Consider the following 18,939-nt stretch of genomic DNA (forward strand, 5'->3'; position numbering starts at 1 on the left):
GCACCATGCCAAAACGTACAGACATCCAAAGCATTCTCATCATCGGCGCTGGCCCGATCATCATCGGCCAGGCCTGTGAGTTCGATTACTCCGGCGTGCAGGCCTGCAAGGCCCTGCGCGAAGAGGGCTACAAAGTCATCCTGATCAACAGCAACCCCGCGACGATCATGACCGACCCGGACACGGCCGACGTCACCTACATCGAGCCCATTACCTGGCAGACGGTCGAAAAGATCATTGCCAAGGAGCGCCCAGACGCCATCCTGCCCACCATGGGGGGGCAGACCGCACTGAACTGCGCACTCGACCTGTGGCGCAACGGCGTGCTCGACAAGTACAAGGTCGAGCTGATCGGCGCCACGCCCGAGGCCATCGACAAGGCCGAAGACCGCCTCAAGTTCAAGGACGCCATGACCAAGATCGGTCTGGGTTCCGCGCGCTCGGGCATTGCCCACAGCATGGAAGAAGCCTGGGCGGTGCAAAAGCATGTGGGCTTCCCCACCGTGATCCGTCCCAGCTTCACGTTGGGCGGCACGGGCGGCGGCATTGCCTACAACCCCGAAGAGTTCGAGACCATCTGCAAGCGCGGCCTGGAAGCCTCGCCCACCAACGAGCTGCTGATCGAAGAATCGCTGCTCGGCTGGAAGGAGTACGAGATGGAAGTGGTCCGCGACAAGGCGGACAACTGCATCATCATCTGCTCCATCGAGAACCTGGACCCCATGGGCGTGCACACCGGTGACTCCATCACCGTGGCCCCGGCGCAGACGCTGACCGACAAGGAATACCAGATCATGCGCAACGCGTCGCTCGCGGTGCTGCGCGAGATCGGCGTGGACACGGGCGGCTCCAACGTGCAGTTCTCGGTCAACCCGAAGGACGGCCGCATGATCGTGATCGAGATGAACCCGCGCGTGTCGCGGTCGTCGGCGCTCGCCTCCAAGGCCACGGGCTTCCCCATTGCCAAGGTCGCGGCCAAGCTGGCCGTGGGCTACACGCTCGACGAGCTCAAGAACGAGATCACGGGCGGCGCCACGCCTGCGTCGTTCGAGCCCTCGATCGACTACGTGGTCACCAAGATCCCGCGCTTCGCGTTCGAGAAATTCCCCACCGCCGACAGCCGCCTGACCACGCAGATGAAGTCGGTGGGCGAGGTCATGGCCATGGGCCGCACCTTCCAGGAATCCTTCCAAAAGGCCCTGCGCGGCCTGGAAGTGGGCGTGGATGGCATGAACGAGAAGACCCAGGACCGCGAGGTGCTCGAAAAGGAACTGGGCGAGCCCGGCCCCGAGCGCATCTGGTATGTGGGCGACGCTTTCGCCATGGGTTTGTCGGTGGACGAGGTCCATGACCTCACCAAGATCGACAAGTGGTTCCTGGTGCAGATCGAAGAGATCGTGAAGATCGAGCTCGAACTTGACCAGCTTGCCGCAGACAAGGGCGGCGCCGCTCTGGCCGCGCTCGATGCGGACACGCTGCGCACGCTCAAGAAAAAGGGCTTCTCCGACCGCCGCCTGGCCAAGCTGCTCAAGACCACCGAGAAGGCCGTGCGCGAAGCGCGCCGTGCCCTCAAGGTGCGCCCCGTCTACAAGCGTGTGGACACCTGTGCGGCCGAGTTCGCCACCAACACGGCTTATCTGTACTCCACCTACGAGGAAGAGTGCGAGGCCGAGCCCACGAACAACAAGAAGATCATGGTGCTGGGCGGTGGCCCGAACCGCATCGGCCAGGGTATCGAGTTCGACTACTGCTGCGTGCACGCCGCCCTCGCCATGCGCGAGGACGGCTACGAGACCATCATGGTCAACTGCAATCCTGAAACGGTGTCCACCGACTACGACACCTCCGACCGCCTGTACTTCGAGCCGCTGACGCTCGAAGACGTGCTCGAGATCGTCGACAAGGAAAAGCCGGCCGGCGTGATCGTGCAGTACGGCGGCCAGACGCCGCTCAAGCTCGCCCTCGGCCTGGAGGCCGAAGGCGTGCCAATCATTGGCACCAGCCCCGACATGATCGACGCCGCCGAAGACCGCGAGCGCTTCCAGAAGCTGCTGCATGACCTGGGTCTGAAGCAGCCGCCAAACGCCACGGCCCGCACCGAAGTCGAGGCGCTGGAAAAGGCGGCTGCCCTGGGCTACCCCCTCGTGGTGCGTCCCAGCTATGTGCTGGGTGGCCGCGCGATGGAGATCGTGCACGAGCAGCGTGATCTGGAGCGCTACATGCGCGAAGCCGTCAAGGTGAGCAACGACTCGCCCGTGCTGCTCGACCGCTTCCTGAACGACGCCATCGAGTGCGATGTGGACTGCCTGCGCGACCCCGAAGGCAAGACCTTCATCGGCGGCGTGATGGAGCACATCGAGCAAGCCGGCGTGCACTCGGGCGACTCCGCCTGCTCGCTGCCTCCGTACTACCTCAAGCAGGCCACGGTGGATGAGCTCAAGCGCCAGTCCGCCGCCATGGCCGAAGGCCTGAACGTGGTGGGCTTGATGAACGTGCAGTTCGCCATTCAGGAAGTGGACGGCAAGGACGTGATCTACGTGCTGGAAGTGAATCCCCGCGCCTCGCGCACGGTGCCGTTTGTTTCCAAGGCCACCGGCATCCAACTGGCCAAGGTCGCGGCACGCTGCATGGCGGGCCAGACGCTGGCCTCGCAAGGCATCACCAAGGAAGTCACACCGCCGTACTTCAGCGTGAAGGAAGCCGTGTTCCCGTTCGTCAAGTTCCCTGGCGTGGACACCATCCTCGGCCCCGAGATGAAGTCCACCGGTGAAGTGATGGGCGTGGGCAAGACCTTTGGCGAGGCCTTCGTGAAGAGCCAGCTGGGCGCCGGCACCAAGCTGCCGACCTCGGGCAAGGTGTTCCTCACGGTGAAGAACAGCGACAAGCCGCGTGCGGTGGACATCGCACGCCAGCTGGTGGCGCTGGGCTTTGAATTGGTGGCCACCAAGGGCACGGCAGCCGCCATCGCCGAGGCGGGCGTGCCCGTGGCGGTGGTCAACAAAGTGACCGAAGGCCGCCCTCACATCGTGGACATGATCAAGAACAACGAGATTGTCATGGTCATCAACACGGTGGAAGAGCGCCGCAATGCCATTGCGGATTCGCGCGCAATCCGTACTTCGTCGCTGCTGGCCCGCGTCACCACCTTCACCACCATCTTCGGTGCCGAGGCGGCCGTGGAGGGCATGAAGTACCTGGACAAGCTCGACGTGTATTCGGTGCAGGAACTGCACGCCCAGCTGGTGGCATGAACCGTGTCAAAGGCGGCATAATCTGCCCTTGACCAGACACCGCCGCGCGGCAACGTGCGGCGGTTTCGTTTTGTAGACTCACTGTTTTGCGCCGTGCCCGCATGGGCGCAACAGGGTGACTGATCGGTGGAAGTGCTTTTCGGCGCTTTCACCGTTTTGACTTATGGAGACGCAACAAGATGGCCACCATTCCCATTACCAAGCGCGGCGCTGAAATGCTCAAGGATGAGCTGCATCGCCTCAAGACCGTGGAACGCCCCGCGGTGATCGCCGCCATTGCCGAAGCTCGGGCCCAAGGCGACCTGAGCGAAAACGCCGACTACGACGCCGCGAAGGATCGGCAAGGGTTCATCGAGGGCCGCATCCAGGAAATCGAGGGCAAGCTCTCGGTGGCCCAGGTGATTGACCCGAGCGCGGTCGATGGCGGTGGCAAGGTGGTGTTTGGCGCGACTGTAGAGCTCGAAGACGAGGAGTCGGGCGATGCTGTGAAGTACCAGATCGTGGGTGAGGACGAAGCAGACCTCAAGCAAGGCCTCATCAATATCTCAAGTCCGATTGCGCGTGCGCTGATCGGCAAGGAAGAGGGCGACACGGCCGAGGTGCAGGCGCCCGGCGGGATTCGCCGCTACGAAATCGTGGCAGTCAGCTATCAGTGAGCGTGGGGCAGGACATGCGCGATCGATTTCCCGTTCTGGTGGCAGCCCTCTGGTGGGGGAGCCTGACCACCATCGGGTTTCTGGTTGTGCCGCTGTTGTTTGCCCATCTTCCGTCCCCCATGGTGGCCGGCAACATGGCAGCGAAGCTGTTTGCCGCGCAGACATGGGTGTCCGTGGCATGTTGCCTGGCCTTGTTGCTTGTTTCAAGGCCAAAACAGGCTGTAGCGCAGTATCCATGGGCGCAAGCAGCTATGGTTTTCATACTGGGAGGCATGCTTCTGGCTTTGGCAACCCAGTTCGGAGTGGCGCCGCGGATCGTGGCGCGCCAGGATCTGCGCCTGTGGCACAGCGTGGGAACGCTGATGTATGCGCTGCAGTGGTGTTGTGCGCTGGCGGTGTTTTGGCACACGCTGCGCCACGATTCGGATCCAGAGCCATCCGAGAGCCAACCCACAGCCGGTTGAGGCTGGGCTGCACGGAGGGGGCGCTTACTCGTGCCAGTGTTCTGCCACCCAGGTGGCAGGTCGGATATAGCGGAACCTGCGGTTGCGCCGCCCCGCCAGTGCGTCGGGCGGGTTGCATTCCCCATGAAAGATCACGATGCGGGCGCCAGGCGGCACGAACGGTGCCCGCCAGTAGTTCGTGGGCCAGGGAGGGATTCCGTGGTATTTGAAGCTCGGGCACCACTCGGTCGGCCAATACTGCAGCTTGCCCTGCCGGTGCAGAAAGTCTGAAAGATAGGCCTGTTCGTTGCGAAACCGGGCACGGATTTCAGCGAAGTGGGAGCGGAAATACGCAAGGACATCCGGGTGCGCGCCGAGTTCGAAGCGGTACACCGACGAATTGCCTGTGATGCGCCAGGGCCGCTTGTAGTCGTGGATGATCAGGAATTCGCCGGGGCGAGTGAAGAAATCGTCCAGGCTGCCCGTGATGACCACATCCACGTCCAGGAACAGGGCAGTGCCCTTCAGGCCATGCAGATCCTGGGTGAACGTGGCGAGTTTGGTCCAGCCGCGTTCAGGGATGCCGGGCGGCAGATCCAGCGGCGGAATCGGCAGGCACCGCACTTCGCTGCGGATGCCCGTGCTGTCGTCCGTCAGGCAGATGAACGAAAAGTCGCCGCTCAGGTGCCTGCGCACCATCGCGTATAGCCGATTGACATACTCGGGACCATACTTGGTACCCCACTTCATGCAAAGGATGTGGCGGGCAGGGGCCGCTTGGGCGGACGCTGCAGGCGCTGCGGAATCCGACTCCGGGCGCATCAGTCGGCCTGGCGCTTCTTGATGGATTTTTGCTTGGGCTTGGCGCGCTTGATCTGGCCGCCCGAGGTAAGGCGCTGGTTACCCAGCACGCGCAGTTGTTTGATCTCTGGCCGTTGGCCGCCCCGCTTGCTGAACTTGAGCACCTTGACGTCGCGTGGGCCGGGCATGCGGTCCTCGTCCACGGCGCGTTGCTTGGCCGGCTGGGGCCTCCATAGCACGAGCAGTTTGCCAATGTGCTGGATGGGGGCGGCATTGAGATCGGCGGCGATCTGCTGGTACATCAGTTCCCGGGCTGAGCGGTCGTCGTTGAATACACGCACCTTGATCAAGCCATGGGCGTTGAGCGCGGCGTCAATTTCCTTCTTGACGGCGGGCGTGAGGCCATCGCCACCAATCAGGACAACCGGGTCCAGGTGGTGGGCGTTGGCGCGGTGTTCCCGGCGCTCGGCGGGAGTCAGTTGAATTTGGGGCATGGGCCGTATTATCCGCGGCCCATCGCATCGCGCCCTCATCGCGGGGGCGAAATCGCGGACATGCCCGGGGCCATGGCTGTCCTCAAGCGACAATGGAGGCGTATGAAAGTCAAAACCCAGAGCAAGAAGGTCAACAAGGCGTGGCTGAACGACCACGTCAATGACCCCTACGTGAAACTCGCCCAGAAAGAGGGCTATCGGGCGCGCGCGGCGTACAAGCTCAAGGAGATCGATGAACAGTTGGGCCTCATCAAGCCGGGGTACACCGTGGTGGACCTGGGGTCGACCCCAGGCGCTTGGAGCCAGTACGTGCGCCGCCGGCTTTCCCCCACCGGCGCGGCGGTAGGTCAGCTCAATGGCACCATTGTTGCGCTAGACATCCTGCCCATGGAGCCGATTGAAGGGGTTGTCTATATCAACGGGGATTTCCGGGAGGCATCTGTCTTGGAGACCCTGGAGAAAACCCTGGACGGGCGCCAAGTGGATGTGGTGGTTTCCGACATGGCGCCCAATCTTTCGGGCATCGAGTCGGCGGACGCCGCACGGATTGCTCATCTGGTGGAGCTGGCGGTGGATTTTGCGACACACCATCTCAAGCCTGACGGTGCCCTGGTCGTCAAACTCTTCCATGGCAGTGGCTACAGTGATTTGGTGACACTTTTCAAACAAACTTTCAAGGTCGTCAAGCCCTTCAAGCCGAAAGCCTCCCGGGATAAATCTTCCGAGACGTTCCTGGTCGGCCTGGGGCTCAAAAAGTCGGGCTGAGCGGCCTCCTGCAGGGTTAGCCAGCTGATAAACGCTCCTAAGTCCGCGCTGTTTCCATGGCCGCTAGGGGGAATAACCATGGCTTGCCTGCTTGAAAGACCTAAAATGGGCCGCACATGCGTCCCATGACGGGCGTATGTCCGTTTTCTGTTCCCTGCAACTGGAGCCCCGCTTGAATAATCAGTGGTTTTCAAAAATTGCCGTGTGGCTGGTGATCGCCATGGTGCTGTTCACGGTGTTCAAACAGTTTGACACCCGTGCTGGCGCCAGCGCAGGCCACATCGGCTACTCGGAATTCCTGGAGGAAGTCCGCAGCAACCGCATCAAGAGCGCGACCATCCAGGAAGGGCAGGGCGGCACTGAGATCGTGGCGGTCACCAACGATGACCGCAAGATCCGCACGACGGCCACCTACCTTGACCGCGGCCTCGTGGGCGACCTGATCAACAACAACGTCAAGTTCGACGTCAAGCCCCGCGAAGAAGGCTCCCTTCTCATGACCCTGCTGGTCAGTTGGGGGCCGATGCTGCTGCTGATCGGCGTGTGGGTGTATTTCATGCGCCAGATGCAGGGCGGCGGCAAGGGCGGCGCCTTCAGCTTCGGCAAGAGCAAGGCGCGCATGCTCGACGAGAACAACAACCAGGTCACGTTCGCGGATGTGGCCGGATGCGACGAAGCCAAGGAAGAAGTCAAGGAAGTCGTGGACTTCCTGAAGGACCCGCAGAAGTTCCAGAAGCTCGGCGGCCGCATTCCGCGCGGCCTGCTGCTGGTGGGGCCTCCCGGTACCGGCAAGACGCTGCTGGCCAAGTCCATCGCGGGTGAAGCCAAGGTGCCGTTTTTCAGCATCTCGGGCTCCGACTTTGTGGAAATGTTCGTCGGCGTGGGCGCTGCCCGCGTGCGCGACATGTTCGACAACGCCAAGAAGAACGCCCCCTGCATCATCTTCATCGATGAAATCGACGCCGTGGGCCGCCAGCGTGGTGCGGGCTTGGGTGGTGGCAACGATGAGCGCGAGCAGACCCTGAACCAGATGCTCGTCGAGATGGACGGCTTCGAAACCAACCTGGGCGTCATCGTGGTGGCTGCCACCAACCGCCCGGATATCCTGGATGCGGCTCTGCTGCGCCCCGGCCGCTTCGACCGCCAGGTGTACGTGACGCTGCCCGACATCCGGGGCCGTGAGCAGATCCTGAACGTGCACATGCGCAAGATCCCGATCGGCCAGGACGTGAACCCCGGCATCATCGCCCGCGGCACGCCCGGCATGAGCGGTGCCGATCTGGCCAACCTGTGCAACGAAGCCGCACTGATGGCCGCACGCCGAAACGCGCGCACCGTCGAGATGCAGGACTTCGAAAAGGCCAAGGACAAGATCCTGATGGGCCCCGAGCGCAAGAGCATGGTCATGCCGGAGGAAGAGCGTCGCAACACGGCGTACCACGAGGCTGGTCATGCGCTCATCGGCAAGTTGTTGCCCAAGTGCGATCCGGTCCACAAGGTCACCATCATTCCCCGTGGCCGTGCCCTGGGCGTGACCATGAGCCTGCCAGCGCAAGACCGCTACAGCTACGACCGCGAGTACATGCTCAACCAGATCAGCATGCTGTTTGGCGGCCGGATTGCCGAAGAAGTGTTCATGAACCAGATGACCACGGGCGCCAGCAACGACTTCGAGCGTGCCACGCACATTGCCCGCGACATGGTGATGCGCTACGGCATGACCGAAGCCCTGGGGCCGATGGTGTATTCCGAGAACGAGGGCGAAGTGTTCCTCGGCCGTTCGGTGACCAAGACCACCAACATGAGCGAGCAGACCATGCAGAAGGTGGACAGCGAAGTCCGCCGCATCATCGACGAGCAGTACAACCTGGCTCGCCGTCTGATCGAAGAGAACAGCGACAAGATGCACGCCATGGCCAAGGCCCTGCTCGAATGGGAGACCATCGATACCGAGCAACTGGACGACATCATGGCTGGCAAGGAACCTCGTCCTCCCAAGGACTGGACACCACGCACGCCCCCCTCCGGCGGCGACAATTCCAGCGGTGGAACGCCTGCGGTGGCGGCTGATACCGCACCATCGGCGGCCTGAGAGGGCTCGCCGCACCACGATCCGACTCAGCGGGGCCTTGCGCCCCGTTTTTTTGCGACGGCAGTTTCCGTCTGCGATCGGTGGCTAATTCCGTTTTCACGCTGGCCCGCGCACTTGTGGTTTTTTCGATGGCTCCATGATCTGGCAGACCTCCCGCTTTTCCATAGACCTCCGCCAGCCGCGCGTGATGGGCATCGTCAACGTGACGCCGGATTCGTTCTCTGACGGGGGGCATCATGCCTCCACCATGGAAGCGCTTCGCCACTGCGAGCAATTGCTCAAGGATGGTGCGCATATTCTGGACATCGGCGGCGAATCGACGCGCCCGGGTAGCCCGGCGGTACCTCTGGAAGAGGAACTGGCGCGTGTGCTGCCGTTGGCGAGGGAGGCGGTGTCGCTGGGTGTACCGATTTCGGTGGACACCTACAAGGCCGAGGTCATGCGGGCCGTGCTGGACGTCGGGGTGGACATCATCAACGACATCTGGGCGCTGCGGCAGCCGGGCGCCGCTGCAGCGGTTGCCGCGCACCCGGGGTGCGGTGTGTGCCTGATGCACATGCACCGCGACCCGCAGACCATGCAGGCGTCGCCAATGATGGGCGATGTGCTGCCATCGGTGCTATCTTTTTTGGAGCGGTGTGCGCTTGATCTACAAGCGCTCGGGGTCGAAAAGGCTCGCATTGTGGTGGATCCGGGCATCGGTTTCGGTAAAACGGTGGAGCAGAACTTTTCCCTGCTGGCCCACCAGCCGGTACTGCGCGCTGTGGGCTATCCGCTGTTGGCCGGCTGGTCGCGCAAGTCGTCCCTGGGTGCTGTGACGGGGCTGGATGTCCATGACCGCATGGTGCCCAGCGTTGCTGCAGCGGTGCTGGCGGCCGAACGGGGTGCCTCGATCCTGCGGGTGCACGATGTCCGGGAGACGGTGGCCGCGCTGGCGGTCTGGAATGCGATGCGGCAAGCTGGTGGCGAGGGCTGATGGGCCGAGCGCCCAACAAGCACGTTCCGTCATCACGTGCCGCCAGCACAAAGCACCCAACGCATCAAACACAACACAAACAGCAGACAACCTGCACGAGGAGACGTTAGGACATGACGCGCCAGTATTTTGGAACCGACGGTATTCGCGGCACGGTCGGGCAGCCCCCGATCACCCCGGACTTTGTCTTGCGCCTGGCCCATGCGGTGGGGCGTGTATTGCGCCGCACGGAAGAGCGTCCCATGGTGCTGATCGGCAAGGACACGCGCATCTCCGGCTACATGCTGGAGAGTGCGCTGGAGTCCGGTTTCAACTCGGCAGGTGTTGATGTGATGTTGCTCGGCCCTCTGCCCACGCCAGGGGTGGCCTACCTGACGCGTGCGCAGCGTGCCAGTCTGGGGGTGGTCATCAGCGCCAGCCACAATCCGTACCCTGACAACGGCATCAAGTTTTTCAGCGCCCAGGGCACCAAACTGTCGGATGAATGGGAACTTGCCGTGGAGGCTGCGCTGAACGAGCCGCCTGTATGGGCTGACTCCGCAAGCCTTGGGAAGACGCGGCGCCTCGATGACGCGGCGGGCCGGTACATCGAGTTCTGCAAGAGCACCTTCCCGCAGGATCTGACGCTCAAGGGGCTCAAGATCGTGGTCGACGGTGCCCATGGGGCGGCCTACCAGGTGGCGCCCAAAGTGTTCCACGAACTGGGTGCGGAGGTCCTGTCGATTGGCTGCGCTCCCGATGGACTCAACATCAACCACGAGGTAGGTGCCACGCACCCGGACGCCCTGGTGCGCGCTGTGCGTGCGAACCGCGCCCACTATGGCATTGCGCTGGATGGCGACGCGGATCGCTTGCAAATGGTGGATGCTTCGGGCCGCCTGTACAACGGCGACGAGCTCCTCTACCTGATGGCGTCAGACCGGATGGGCCGGGATGAGCACGTGCCCGGCGTCGTCGGCACCTTGATGACCAACATGGCGGTCGAGGTGGCACTGCGGGAGCGGGGCGTGAAATTCGTGCGCGCCAAAGTGGGCGACCGCTATGTGCTTGAAGAACTGGCGCGGCACCATTGGGTTTTGGGCGGAGAAGGCTCGGGTCACCTGCTGGCCCTGGACCGGCACACCACCGGTGACGGGCTCGTGAGTGCGCTGCAAATCCTGCAGGCTTGCGTGCGCAGCGGGCAGACGTTGGCGCAACTTCTGGCGGGCGTTTCGCTGTATCCCCAGGTGCTGCTCAATGTGCGCCTGCAGCCAGGCCAGGACTGGAAAGCCAACCAGGTCCTGGCGGATACCACGCGGGCGGTAGAGCAGGAGCTCGGTAGCTCTGGGCGCGTGCTCATCCGGGCGAGCGGCACCGAACCCTTGCTGCGCGTCATGGTGGAAGCGCGCAGTGCCCAGCTGGCAAGCTCCTGTGCACAAAGGCTGGCAGACGCGGCCCGGGCCGGTTGATTTTTCCTTGCAACCGGCGCCTGGCCCTCATCATTGCAAGCGGCAGGTTCTGAAAATGCGGGGCGCAAGCCTTGTGCAGTGACAGCGCAGGAGACTTTGTTGTGGATCTTGCATCCTTCTGGAAAGCCAATGTGAAAGCTATTCGTCCCCAAATGGCTGGAGCCGCGGCCTGCGTTTTGCTCGCTACCTTGGGCTGGGCGATGCCAGCCCATGCGGGCAAGACACTCGACGCCGTGCGGTCCCGTGGGACGGTGGTTTGTGGCGTGAACACCGGTTTGCCCGGTTTCTCGGCGGCGGATGAAAACGGTCAGTGGGCCGGGCTCGATGTGGACATCTGCCGCGCTGTGGCCGCCGCCGTGCTGGGCGACGGGCGGAAAGTCGCCTATGTCCCCCTCGGGCCGCACCAGCGATTCACCGCGCTTCAGTCGGGGGAGATCGATGTCCTTTCACGCAACACCACCTTCTCGCTCACACGCGATGCGTCAATGGGTTTGCATCAGACAGCTGTTACTTACTACGATGGGCAGGGCTTTCTGGTCCCAGTCAAGAGCAAAGTAAGAAGCGTCAAGCAGCTCAAGGGCCAGACCGTGTGCATCCAGTCCGGGACCACGACGGAGAAGAACCTTGTGGAGTACTCGCGCACCCATCAGTTGGATCTCAAGCCGGTGGTGTTCGAGCGGGTGGACGCCGCAACGCGGGCGTATTTCGCGGGGCGTTGCGCCGCTTACAGCACCGACGCGTCGGGCCTCGCCTCTGCGCGCCGCGCGGAGCCTGGCAAAGTGGCGTCGGCCCACGTCATTCTGCCGGAACTGATTTCCAAGGAACCCCTGGGCCCGATGGTGCGCCGCGGCGACGACGAATGGTTCGCCATCGTACGTTGGGTCATCCATGGCCTCATCGAGGCCGAAGAATACGGAGTGGGACAGAACAACCTGGATCAGCTCAAATCCAGCACCGATCCTGCGGTGCAGCGGATTCTGGGAATGTCGGAAGACACCGGCAGGTTGCTGGGCCTGGACCGCGAATGGTTGGCACGTGCTGTCCGGGCGACGGGCAACTATGGCGAGATCTATGAGCGGAACGTGGGCTCGAAGTCCGCACTGGGCATCCCGCGTGGGCTGAACAATCAGTGGAACAAGGGTGGGCTGATGTATGCGTTTCCGGTCCGGTGACCGCACCGCGTCGCCACCACCCGCCGCGGCAGCGAAGACGTCCGTTTCCCGCTTTCTCGTTCAGTTCTGCCGGGTCGACAGGCCCCAAGCGGTTCAAGTGAGCTGCCGGCGCATGAAGGCTTCGAGCTCCGGCGCCGATAGCGGCTTGCTGAAATGGTAGCCCTGCGCTTCATCACATCCTTGCTCGCGCAGAAAGCTCAGCTGGCCAGCCGTTTCCACGCCTTCGGCCGTGGTGCGCATGCCCAGGGCCTGTGCCATGCGGATGATGGCGCTGACAATGGCGCGATCGTTGGTGTCATTGCCCAGATCGCGGACAAAGGACTGGTCGATCTTGAGCTTGAAGATCTGGAACCGCTTGAGCTGGCTTAGCGATGAATAGCCCGTTCCAAAATCGTCCATCGACATGCGCACGCCGCGGGCATGCAACTGGTCCATGGTCGACACTGCGGCGTGGGGGTCGTCCACGGCGACACCTTCCGTCAGCTCCAGTTCCAGGCAATCCGGCGGAAGCTGGAACTCGCTCAGCATGCGGCTGACCAGTTCAGGTAGCTGGGGCTGGCGGAACTGGATGGCCGACAGATTGACCGCCATCGTGAGACCGGGAAACGCCGTTGCACGCCAGATCTTGAGTTGAGACAGTGCGGTGCGCAGCACCCATTCTCCGATCTGCAAGATTTGTCCGCTGTCCTCTGCAATGGGGATGAACTCCGCCGGGGACACATCGCCCAGCTGAGGGTGCTGCCAGCGCAGCAAGGCCTCCACACTGTGCACTGCGCCCGTGGCCAGGCTCATCTGCGGCTGGTAGTGCAGGTGCAGCTGACCGCGTTCCAGCGCTCGGCGCAGGGCGTTCTCCAGCTGCAGCGCGCGCACGGACTGGGCCTGCATCTCGGGCGTAAAGAACTTGAAGGTGTTGCGCCCATCGAGCTTGGCGCGGTACATGGCCACGTCAGCAGACTGGGTCAGCGTGTCGAAGTCGGCGCCGTCTTGCGGAAACAGGGCAATCCCCATGGAGGGTGCCATGGTGAGTTCGTGGTGGGCGATCTGGTAGTGCTGGCGCGATGCGTCCTGCAGCTTGCCAGCCACGCGCGCCGCACCGTGCGCATTTGCGCCGGGCAGCAACAAGATGAATTCGTCACCGCCCAGGCGCGACACCGTGTCCTTGTCGCGCACCACTGCACGCAGCCGTTTGGCAATCTCCACCAGCAGCGCGTCACCCACGCGATGGCCCAGCGAATCGTTCACATGCTTGAAGTGATCCAGGTCCAGGAAAATCACAGCCAGAGGCGTGCCGGATTCCTGGGCGACACGGATGGCCTGCTGTGCCCGCTCGGCCAGGAGAGTGCGGTTGGGCAGTCCCGTCAAGGCGTCGTAGTGGGCCAGCCAGTAGATGCGGTCCTGGTCGGCCTTGCGTTCGTTGATTTCGCGGTGCAGGTTGTCTACGGTCTCGCGCAATTCCCGGGTCCGGTCCTGCACCTGACGTTCCAGTTCCTCGTGCGTCCTGGCCAGCACGGCCTGCGCCGCTTTGCGCTCCGTGATATCCATGGTGATCCAGATGGAACCTTGCGAAGGATTGGCGGGGTCGATCGCCTTGCTGCGGACCTCGCAGATCACGGGCGTGCCGTCCTTGCGGCACAGTTCCAGTTCGCCCTCGTAGGAGTGCCCGGCAGCGAGTTGTGGGTAGCAACGCGCTCCGGCCTCATGCCAAGCGGCATCGCTGGCATACCACTGGCGGGACGAGCAGCCTGCCAGCTCTCCCGGCTGGTATCCCAGCATTTGCTCAAAGTGGTGATTGCAGCGGGTCAGGCGCCTGTCGCGGATGAAGACGATCCCCACCATCGCGCTGTCAAAGAGCAGTTGCTTTTCCCGCACGGCCGCGTCCAGCGCAGCCTGGGCGCGGCGTTGTGCGTCGATATCGTCAACGATCCAGATCGAGCCTTCGGAGGTGTCCTGGGGGTTGATCAGCCGGCCGGTCAGGCTGCCCCAGAACAGAGTGCCGTCGCGTCGCCGCAATGGGCGTTCCACGCGGTAGGTTTCACCCTGCGCCAGTACGGGATAGGCGGCACGTCCGAGATCACGAAACGCCTCGCGTGAGGGGTAAAACGTTTCCGTGGTGAGTTCGTTGAGCTCTTCCGGGTGGTCGTACCCAAAGATCTCGGCGTACCGCTGGTTGCAGCGCACCACACAACGCTGGCGCAGAAAAACAATGCCCACCCCCGCGCTGTCGAGCAGCGTCTGCTGCTCGCGCAGGGCGCGCTGCAAGGATGCATGAAAGGGAGGTCCGGGAAGCTGAGATTCCAGGAGGCTGTGTGGCGCTAGCATGAAGACCGGTCGGGCAGTGGCCCCAACGGCCAAGCTCATTTGTACCAAAGTGTATCAGTGCTGACCTGATTGCTCAATTTTTAACCAATAGCCGTGCATTTTGGGCGGCTTACAGGAGGGCGTTAGGCGTCAATTCGGCGGTGGCGGGATCTGATGTTCGCGGAGATACGCTTCGAACGCGCTTGCTGGTAGTGGACGGCTGAAGTAGTAGCCCTGGCCCTCTTGGCACCCATGCTCCCGCAGGAACTCCAGTTGCCCCTCTGTCTCCACCCCCTCCGCCGTCGTGAGCATGCCCAGCGCTTGCGCCATGCGGATGATGGCGCTGACGATGGCCCGATCGTTCGCGTCGTCCTCCAGGTCGCGTACAAAGGATTGGTCGATCTTGAGTTTGTAGATCTGAAAACGCTTGAGGTAGCTCAGTGACGAGTAGCCCGTGCCGAAGTCGTCCATCGAAAGCCGCACGCCTCGGTCATGGAGTTCGTCCATCATGGCCAAAGCGGCTGCCGGGTCGTCCACGGCCGCTCCTTCGGTCAACTCCAGCTCAAGCCGGCGCGCGGGCAAACCAGCTTCCTCCAGGCAGCGGGTAACCATTTCGGGCAATTGGGCGTGTCTGAATTGAACGGCCGACACATTGACCGAAACGGCCAGCAAGGGGAGCTGCATATCGAGCCAGCGCTTGGCATCGTGTACCGCAGTCCGGATGACCCATTCTCCAATGGCGACGATCATGCCGCTGGTTTCTGCCACTGGAATGAACTCCGCGGGCGATATCCATCCGAGGTCCGGGTGGCGCCAGCGCAAAAGTGCTTCCGCGCCTACCGTGCGGCCCGTGGCGAGCGAAACCTGCGGCTGGTAGTGCAATTCGAACTGGTCGCGCTCCAGCGCACGCCGCATGGCGTTTTCGACCAGCAAGGCGCGGGCCGTGCGCTCTTGCAGGTCGGCCGTGTAGAAGCCGTAGCGGTTCCGCCCGCTTTGCTTGGCGCGGTACATGGCTGCGTCTGCTCGCTGGTACAGCGTGTCAAAGGAAGCCCCGTCGGCCGGATACATCGCAATGCCGATGGACAGCGTGGTGGTGAGTTCGTAGGCGTCAATCTGGAAGGGCTCGGCCACTGCTGCCAGCAACCGGGCGGCCATGTCGGCGGCGGCCGATGCCGAAGCCGAGGGCAGCAGCAGCAGAAATTCGTCCCCGCCCAGGCGCGCGATGGTGTCCTGCTCTGTGATCAGCGATTCCAGCCTTTTCGCCACTGCAACGAGCAGGGTATCTCCAGTCCGGTGGCCCAGCGAATCGTTGACGTTCTTGAAGTGATCGAGATCCAGGAAGAGCATTGCCAGGCTTGCGCCCAGCGCGTGCTGCTGTGCAATGTGGATGCGAGCCCGTTCCGCAAGCAGTGTGCGATTGGGCAGGCCGGTCAAGGGGTCGAAATGCGCCAGCCTCTGAATGCGGTCCTGTGCCTCCCGCTGGGTGGTGATATCGCGGAACAGCGTGATGGAATGGGTCACAGTGCCGTCGATGTCCCGCACTCCGCTGATAGACAGCCACTGCGGGTACTGCGAACCGTCCTTGCGGCCCCCCCAGGCTTCGCCTTCCCAGCTTCCGCCACTGGCCAGCTGTGCGTAAATGCCGTTCGGCTCAAAGCCAGGGTTGGGTTTGGTGACGGCAATGAGATTCAAGGGATGCCCCACGGCCTCTGGCTGGGTATAGCCCGTGATCCGTGTGAATGCGCGGTTCACCCGCACGATGGTGTGCGCTGCGTCCGCAATCACGATGGCTTCACTGCTCTGGTCGAACACCTGGGCCGTCAGTTGCAGTTGCTCCTCGGCGCGCTTTCGCTCGGTGACATCCCGCGAAAGCACGATGAAGCGGGGCGCCTCCGGGCGCGACGTGGCCTTGAGGGCTGCGGACAGCTCAAACCACGTGGTGCCCAGGTGCGGGAGTTCCACCATGATCTGGCGGCCCGTGGACCAGCCCTGCACCAGTGCTTCCTGCAGGACGCCCATCACCGCACTGGCGGCAGTCGCGGGCAGTACCTCCGAGACCTTGCGGCCCAGCAACTCCTCGGCGGGCCCGACCAGCAGTTCGGCCCGCGGGCTGTGCACATTGCAATAGACGCCATCCTGGTCCAGCTCAAAGAGGGGGTCTGGAATCGCGTCGATGGTGGCGCGCAGTTGTTGCTGCGTGGCCTGGATTTCGGACGTGCGCTGCGCCACCTGGAACGCCAGTGCCTGGTCGTGCGCTTTCAATTCAAAGACCAGGCGCGCCAGGTAGCCCATCATCACGGAAAACAACAGGGCAATGGCAATGCGCAGGCCCAGCGTGCCTGGATCGCCCCAGCCTTTGGCCGGCTCCAGGCTCAGTGTCCACTGTCCGTTGGGCAGGTTCATTGACCTGCTAACGGCGTCTGCACTCGGGGGAGGCTCCGAGGCTGAGATCGTTTGTTCCTGCCCCGTTTCCGGGTGGATGCGCCAGAGTCGGTAGTGGTATCCCCGGGTGGTCAGCTGCGGGAGCCGGGCTGCTTCCAGCACCTGGGGCAAGCGGATGGTGACATAGGTGAATCCCCAGAATACGCGGTGCCCGTGGTTGTTTTCCAGATAGACGGGTTGGCGGCCCACCACGCCCAGGCCGCCTTGGACCAGCTCCACGGGGCCGGCCAGCGTCAGTCGGCCCGTTTCGCGCGCCCTGACGGACTCCGCCCCTTGGCGAGGGTCGTTGAGCTGGTCGAAACCGATGGAGTTTTCGTTTCCCTGCCGTGGCACGACGTGCCGCACCACGCCATTGGGTGACAAGCCCATGGCAGCGATGCCTGGGTAGAACGGCAGCATCTCATTGCCGATCTCTTCGAACTGCGTCACTTTGCCATGGCCTTGCCGTACCAGCGCGACGAGCGCATTGTTGGCCGAAAGGGCCAGTTCGATGGCGCGCTGCAGCGCCTGCACGTGGTCGCCGGCCATGTCGGCCACCTGGGTGCGTTGCTGAGAAAGCTCCTGGCGCTCCAGTACCCAGACCACGGTCCCCGCGCAGATTGCCGCCAGCACGAAGACAAGCAAGGCTCCCATGGCAGGGCCTTGAGCACGTGGGGTGGGCGAGGCGGGGAGCACGTTGCAGTTCCTCGTTCCATTATGCAGGCCGCGTGAGGTATCTCAACAGGCGCGAGTTGAGTGCTGCGCGGCGTCACGGAATTGACATCGCCGCGACACGCCTGCGTCACGCGGCGCTTTCACACTGCCTGCACGCCAGCCCTCCCGGCCGCGCCAGACAAACGGAGATGTTGCACCATGAATGAGCTGACTACCTCGCCTCCACCGCTGTCCTCGAACGCCGCCACGCCCCGGGCGATGGGAGGCTCGGGTCTGCCGTCCGCCAGGCTGCCGATGGCGGCCGGTGGCGCGATCGAAGTGGCGTGGGCGCGGCACGAGGACGAAGTGCGGGAGGCTCAGCGTCTGCGGTTTGAAGTGTTTGCGGCGGAAATGGGCGCTCGATTGACGACCCCCATTCCTGGCCACGATATCGACCTGTTTGACGACTATTGCGAACATTTGCTGGTGCGCGACGCGCAGACGCGGCAAGTCATTGGGACTTACCGTGTGCTCACGCCAGCCCAGGCACGGCGGGTCGGCAGCACGTACAGCGATACCGAGTTCGACCTGACGCGCCTTCGATCCCTGCGCCCGCGCATGGTGGAGCTGGGGCGCAGTTGCGTTCACCCCGACCATCGCCACGGCGGCGTCATCATGGTGCTGTGGAGTGCGCTGGCGGACTTCATGGTGCGCAACGAGCTGGACACCATGATTGGCTGCGCGAGCATTCCCATGCTGTGCAATGGCGTGGTCAGCGGCGATGCGGCTGCCAGCATCTGGCGCCAGGTCCGTGAAACGCATTTGGCGCCGATCGAATATCGCGTGCTGCCCCGTCTGCCCTTGCCCGTGGAGCAACTGGACAGTTCCATCCACGTGGATCCCCCCGCACTCATCAAAGGGTACTTGCGATTGGGGGCCCGCGTGCTGGGAGCCCCCGCGTGGGACCCTGATTTCAATACCGCCGACCTGCCGATGCTCATGCGGCTGGCGGACTTGCACCCGCGCTACCGCAAGCATTTCCTGGGGGTCTGATGCGCGCCGCGTTCGACGCTCTGGGGCCCTGGGCGGGCACTTCCCAGCAGCCGGGCAGCGCGGCGGAATATCCCCAGGATACGCAAGCGCCCTGGGAGCCTCAGCGTTTTCGCGCAGTCTTCATTTCCGATGTGCACTTGGGAACGCCCGGTTGCCAAGCGCATGCGTTGCTGGATTTTCTCAAGCACCACCCGAGCGAGCACCTGTATCTGGTGGGCGACATCGTCGATGGCTGGCAACTGCGGCGCAGGTGGTTTTGGCCCCAGGCCCACAACGATGTGGTGCAAAAACTCCTGCGCCGGGCACGCAAGGGATGCCGGGTGGTGTTCGTGCCCGGCAACCACGATGAGTTTGCGCGGGCGTTTGTCGGGCATTCCTTTGGCGGCATCGAGGTTCGAGCCGACGCGGTGCACAC

General features: G+C 63.3%; 14 protein-coding genes. 10 read left to right on the forward strand and 4 right to left on the reverse strand.

Going from position 1 to position 18,939, the window contains the following annotated elements; genetic code table 11:
* Positions 1-5 precede the first annotated feature (5 nt).
* The 3 genes from carB to MRY84_RS05615 all read left to right on the forward strand — a co-directional run bounded on the left by carB (position 6) and on the right by MRY84_RS05615 (position 4,371).
* On the forward strand, positions 6-3,251 hold the full coding sequence (gene carB / locus MRY84_RS05605; protein WP_291504761.1) for a carbamoyl-phosphate synthase large subunit: 3,246 nt from the start codon (positions 6-8) through the stop codon (positions 3,249-3,251).
* A 179-nt stretch (positions 3,252-3,430) separates the two neighbouring features.
* Positions 3,431-3,907, forward strand: coding sequence for a transcription elongation factor GreA (greA, locus tag MRY84_RS05610; RefSeq protein ID WP_291504762.1), 477 nt, complete (start codon positions 3,431-3,433; stop codon positions 3,905-3,907).
* A 14-nt stretch (positions 3,908-3,921) separates the two neighbouring features.
* Positions 3,922-4,371, forward strand: a complete 450-nt coding sequence (locus MRY84_RS05615) for a DUF4149 domain-containing protein (RefSeq protein ID WP_291504763.1) — start codon at positions 3,922-3,924, stop codon at positions 4,369-4,371.
* Positions 4,372-4,395: 24 nt separating this feature from the next.
* Here MRY84_RS05615 and MRY84_RS05620 read toward each other — a convergent pair whose 3' ends face one another.
* Together MRY84_RS05620 and MRY84_RS05625 are read right to left on the reverse strand one after the other, a co-directional pair.
* Entirely contained in the window at positions 4,396-5,172 is a 777-nt protein-coding gene (locus MRY84_RS05620; protein ID WP_291504764.1) for a glycosyltransferase, read from the reverse strand.
* Complete coding sequence (locus tag MRY84_RS05625; protein ID WP_291504765.1) at positions 5,172-5,645, reverse strand: YhbY family RNA-binding protein; 474 nt, start codon at positions 5,643-5,645, stop codon at positions 5,172-5,174. Before MRY84_RS05625 ends, MRY84_RS05620 begins: the two co-directional genes overlap by 1 nt.
* A gap of 102 nt (positions 5,646-5,747) precedes the next feature.
* Between MRY84_RS05625 and MRY84_RS05630 the strand changes: the two genes are divergently transcribed.
* The 5 genes from MRY84_RS05630 to MRY84_RS05650 all read left to right on the forward strand — a co-directional run bounded on the left by MRY84_RS05630 (position 5,748) and on the right by MRY84_RS05650 (position 12,098).
* Positions 5,748-6,410 (forward strand): RlmE family RNA methyltransferase, encoded by a 663-nt coding sequence (locus tag MRY84_RS05630; protein ID WP_291504766.1) that lies wholly within the window; start codon positions 5,748-5,750, stop codon positions 6,408-6,410.
* Positions 6,411-6,582: 172 nt separating this feature from the next.
* On the forward strand, positions 6,583-8,502 hold the full coding sequence (ftsH, locus tag MRY84_RS05635; protein WP_291504767.1) for an ATP-dependent zinc metalloprotease FtsH: 1,920 nt from the start codon (positions 6,583-6,585) through the stop codon (positions 8,500-8,502).
* 136 nt (positions 8,503-8,638) lie between these two features.
* Positions 8,639-9,478: a dihydropteroate synthase gene (folP, locus tag MRY84_RS05640; RefSeq protein WP_291504768.1), complete on the forward strand. Its 840-nt coding sequence runs from the start codon at positions 8,639-8,641 to the stop codon at positions 9,476-9,478.
* 113 nt (positions 9,479-9,591) lie between these two features.
* Positions 9,592-10,926 (forward strand): phosphoglucosamine mutase, encoded by a 1,335-nt coding sequence (gene glmM, locus MRY84_RS05645; RefSeq protein WP_291504769.1) that lies wholly within the window; start codon positions 9,592-9,594, stop codon positions 10,924-10,926.
* Positions 10,927-11,078: 152 nt separating this feature from the next.
* Positions 11,079-12,098: an amino acid ABC transporter substrate-binding protein gene (locus MRY84_RS05650; RefSeq protein ID WP_291504774.1), complete on the forward strand. Its 1,020-nt coding sequence runs from the start codon at positions 11,079-11,081 to the stop codon at positions 12,096-12,098.
* Positions 12,099-12,191: 93 nt separating this feature from the next.
* On the opposite strand, the gene MRY84_RS05655 is transcribed toward MRY84_RS05650, so the two are convergent.
* Entirely contained in the window at positions 12,192-14,417 is a 2,226-nt protein-coding gene (locus MRY84_RS05655) for a bifunctional diguanylate cyclase/phosphodiesterase (RefSeq protein WP_291504770.1), read from the reverse strand.
* A 129-nt stretch (positions 14,418-14,546) separates the two neighbouring features.
* A complete protein-coding gene (locus tag MRY84_RS05660) occupies positions 14,547-17,471 on the reverse strand; it encodes an EAL domain-containing protein (protein WP_291504771.1) in 2,925 nt (974 codons plus the stop codon).
* A gap of 315 nt (positions 17,472-17,786) precedes the next feature.
* On the opposite strand from MRY84_RS05660, the gene MRY84_RS05665 reads away from it, so the two are divergent.
* Positions 17,787-18,524, forward strand: coding sequence for a GNAT family N-acyltransferase (locus MRY84_RS05665; protein WP_291504775.1), 738 nt, complete (start codon positions 17,787-17,789; stop codon positions 18,522-18,524).
* Positions 18,524-18,939: metallophosphoesterase (locus MRY84_RS05670; RefSeq protein WP_291504772.1), on the forward strand; the 416-nt coding region annotated here is incomplete at its 3' end. The genes MRY84_RS05665 and MRY84_RS05670, both read left to right, overlap by 1 nt.

It is taken from the genome of Acidovorax sp., assembly GCF_022763525.1.
Classification (GTDB): Bacteria; Pseudomonadota; Gammaproteobacteria; order Burkholderiales; family Burkholderiaceae_C; genus Acidovorax.

Excerpts from the sequence above, each read along its gene's own strand:
- MRY84_RS05660 (WP_291504771.1), bottom strand. The coding sequence starts at position 17,471 with ATGGGAGCCTTGCTTGTCTTCGTGCTGGCGGCAATCTGCGCGGGGACC.
- folP (WP_291504768.1), top strand. The coding sequence starts at position 8,639 with ATGATCTGGCAGACCTCCCGCTTTTCCATAGACCTCCGCCAGCCGCGC.
- MRY84_RS05650 (WP_291504774.1), top strand. The coding sequence starts at position 11,079 with ATGGCTGGAGCCGCGGCCTGCGTTTTGCTCGCTACCTTGGGCTGGGCG.
- MRY84_RS05665 (WP_291504775.1), top strand. The coding sequence starts at position 17,787 with ATGGCGGCCGGTGGCGCGATCGAAGTGGCGTGGGCGCGGCACGAGGAC.
- MRY84_RS05620 (WP_291504764.1), bottom strand. The coding sequence starts at position 5,172 with ATGCGCCCGGAGTCGGATTCCGCAGCGCCTGCAGCGTCCGCCCAAGCG.
- carB (WP_291504761.1), top strand. The coding sequence starts at position 6 with ATGCCAAAACGTACAGACATCCAAAGCATTCTCATCATCGGCGCTGGC.
- greA (WP_291504762.1), top strand. The coding sequence starts at position 3,431 with ATGGCCACCATTCCCATTACCAAGCGCGGCGCTGAAATGCTCAAGGAT.
- glmM (WP_291504769.1), top strand. The coding sequence starts at position 9,592 with ATGACGCGCCAGTATTTTGGAACCGACGGTATTCGCGGCACGGTCGGG.
- MRY84_RS05625 (WP_291504765.1), bottom strand. The coding sequence starts at position 5,645 with ATGCCCCAAATTCAACTGACTCCCGCCGAGCGCCGGGAACACCGCGCC.
- MRY84_RS05630 (WP_291504766.1), top strand. The coding sequence starts at position 5,748 with ATGAAAGTCAAAACCCAGAGCAAGAAGGTCAACAAGGCGTGGCTGAAC.
- MRY84_RS05615 (WP_291504763.1), top strand. The coding sequence starts at position 3,922 with ATGCGCGATCGATTTCCCGTTCTGGTGGCAGCCCTCTGGTGGGGGAGC.
- MRY84_RS05655 (WP_291504770.1), bottom strand. The coding sequence starts at position 14,417 with ATGCTAGCGCCACACAGCCTCCTGGAATCTCAGCTTCCCGGACCTCCC.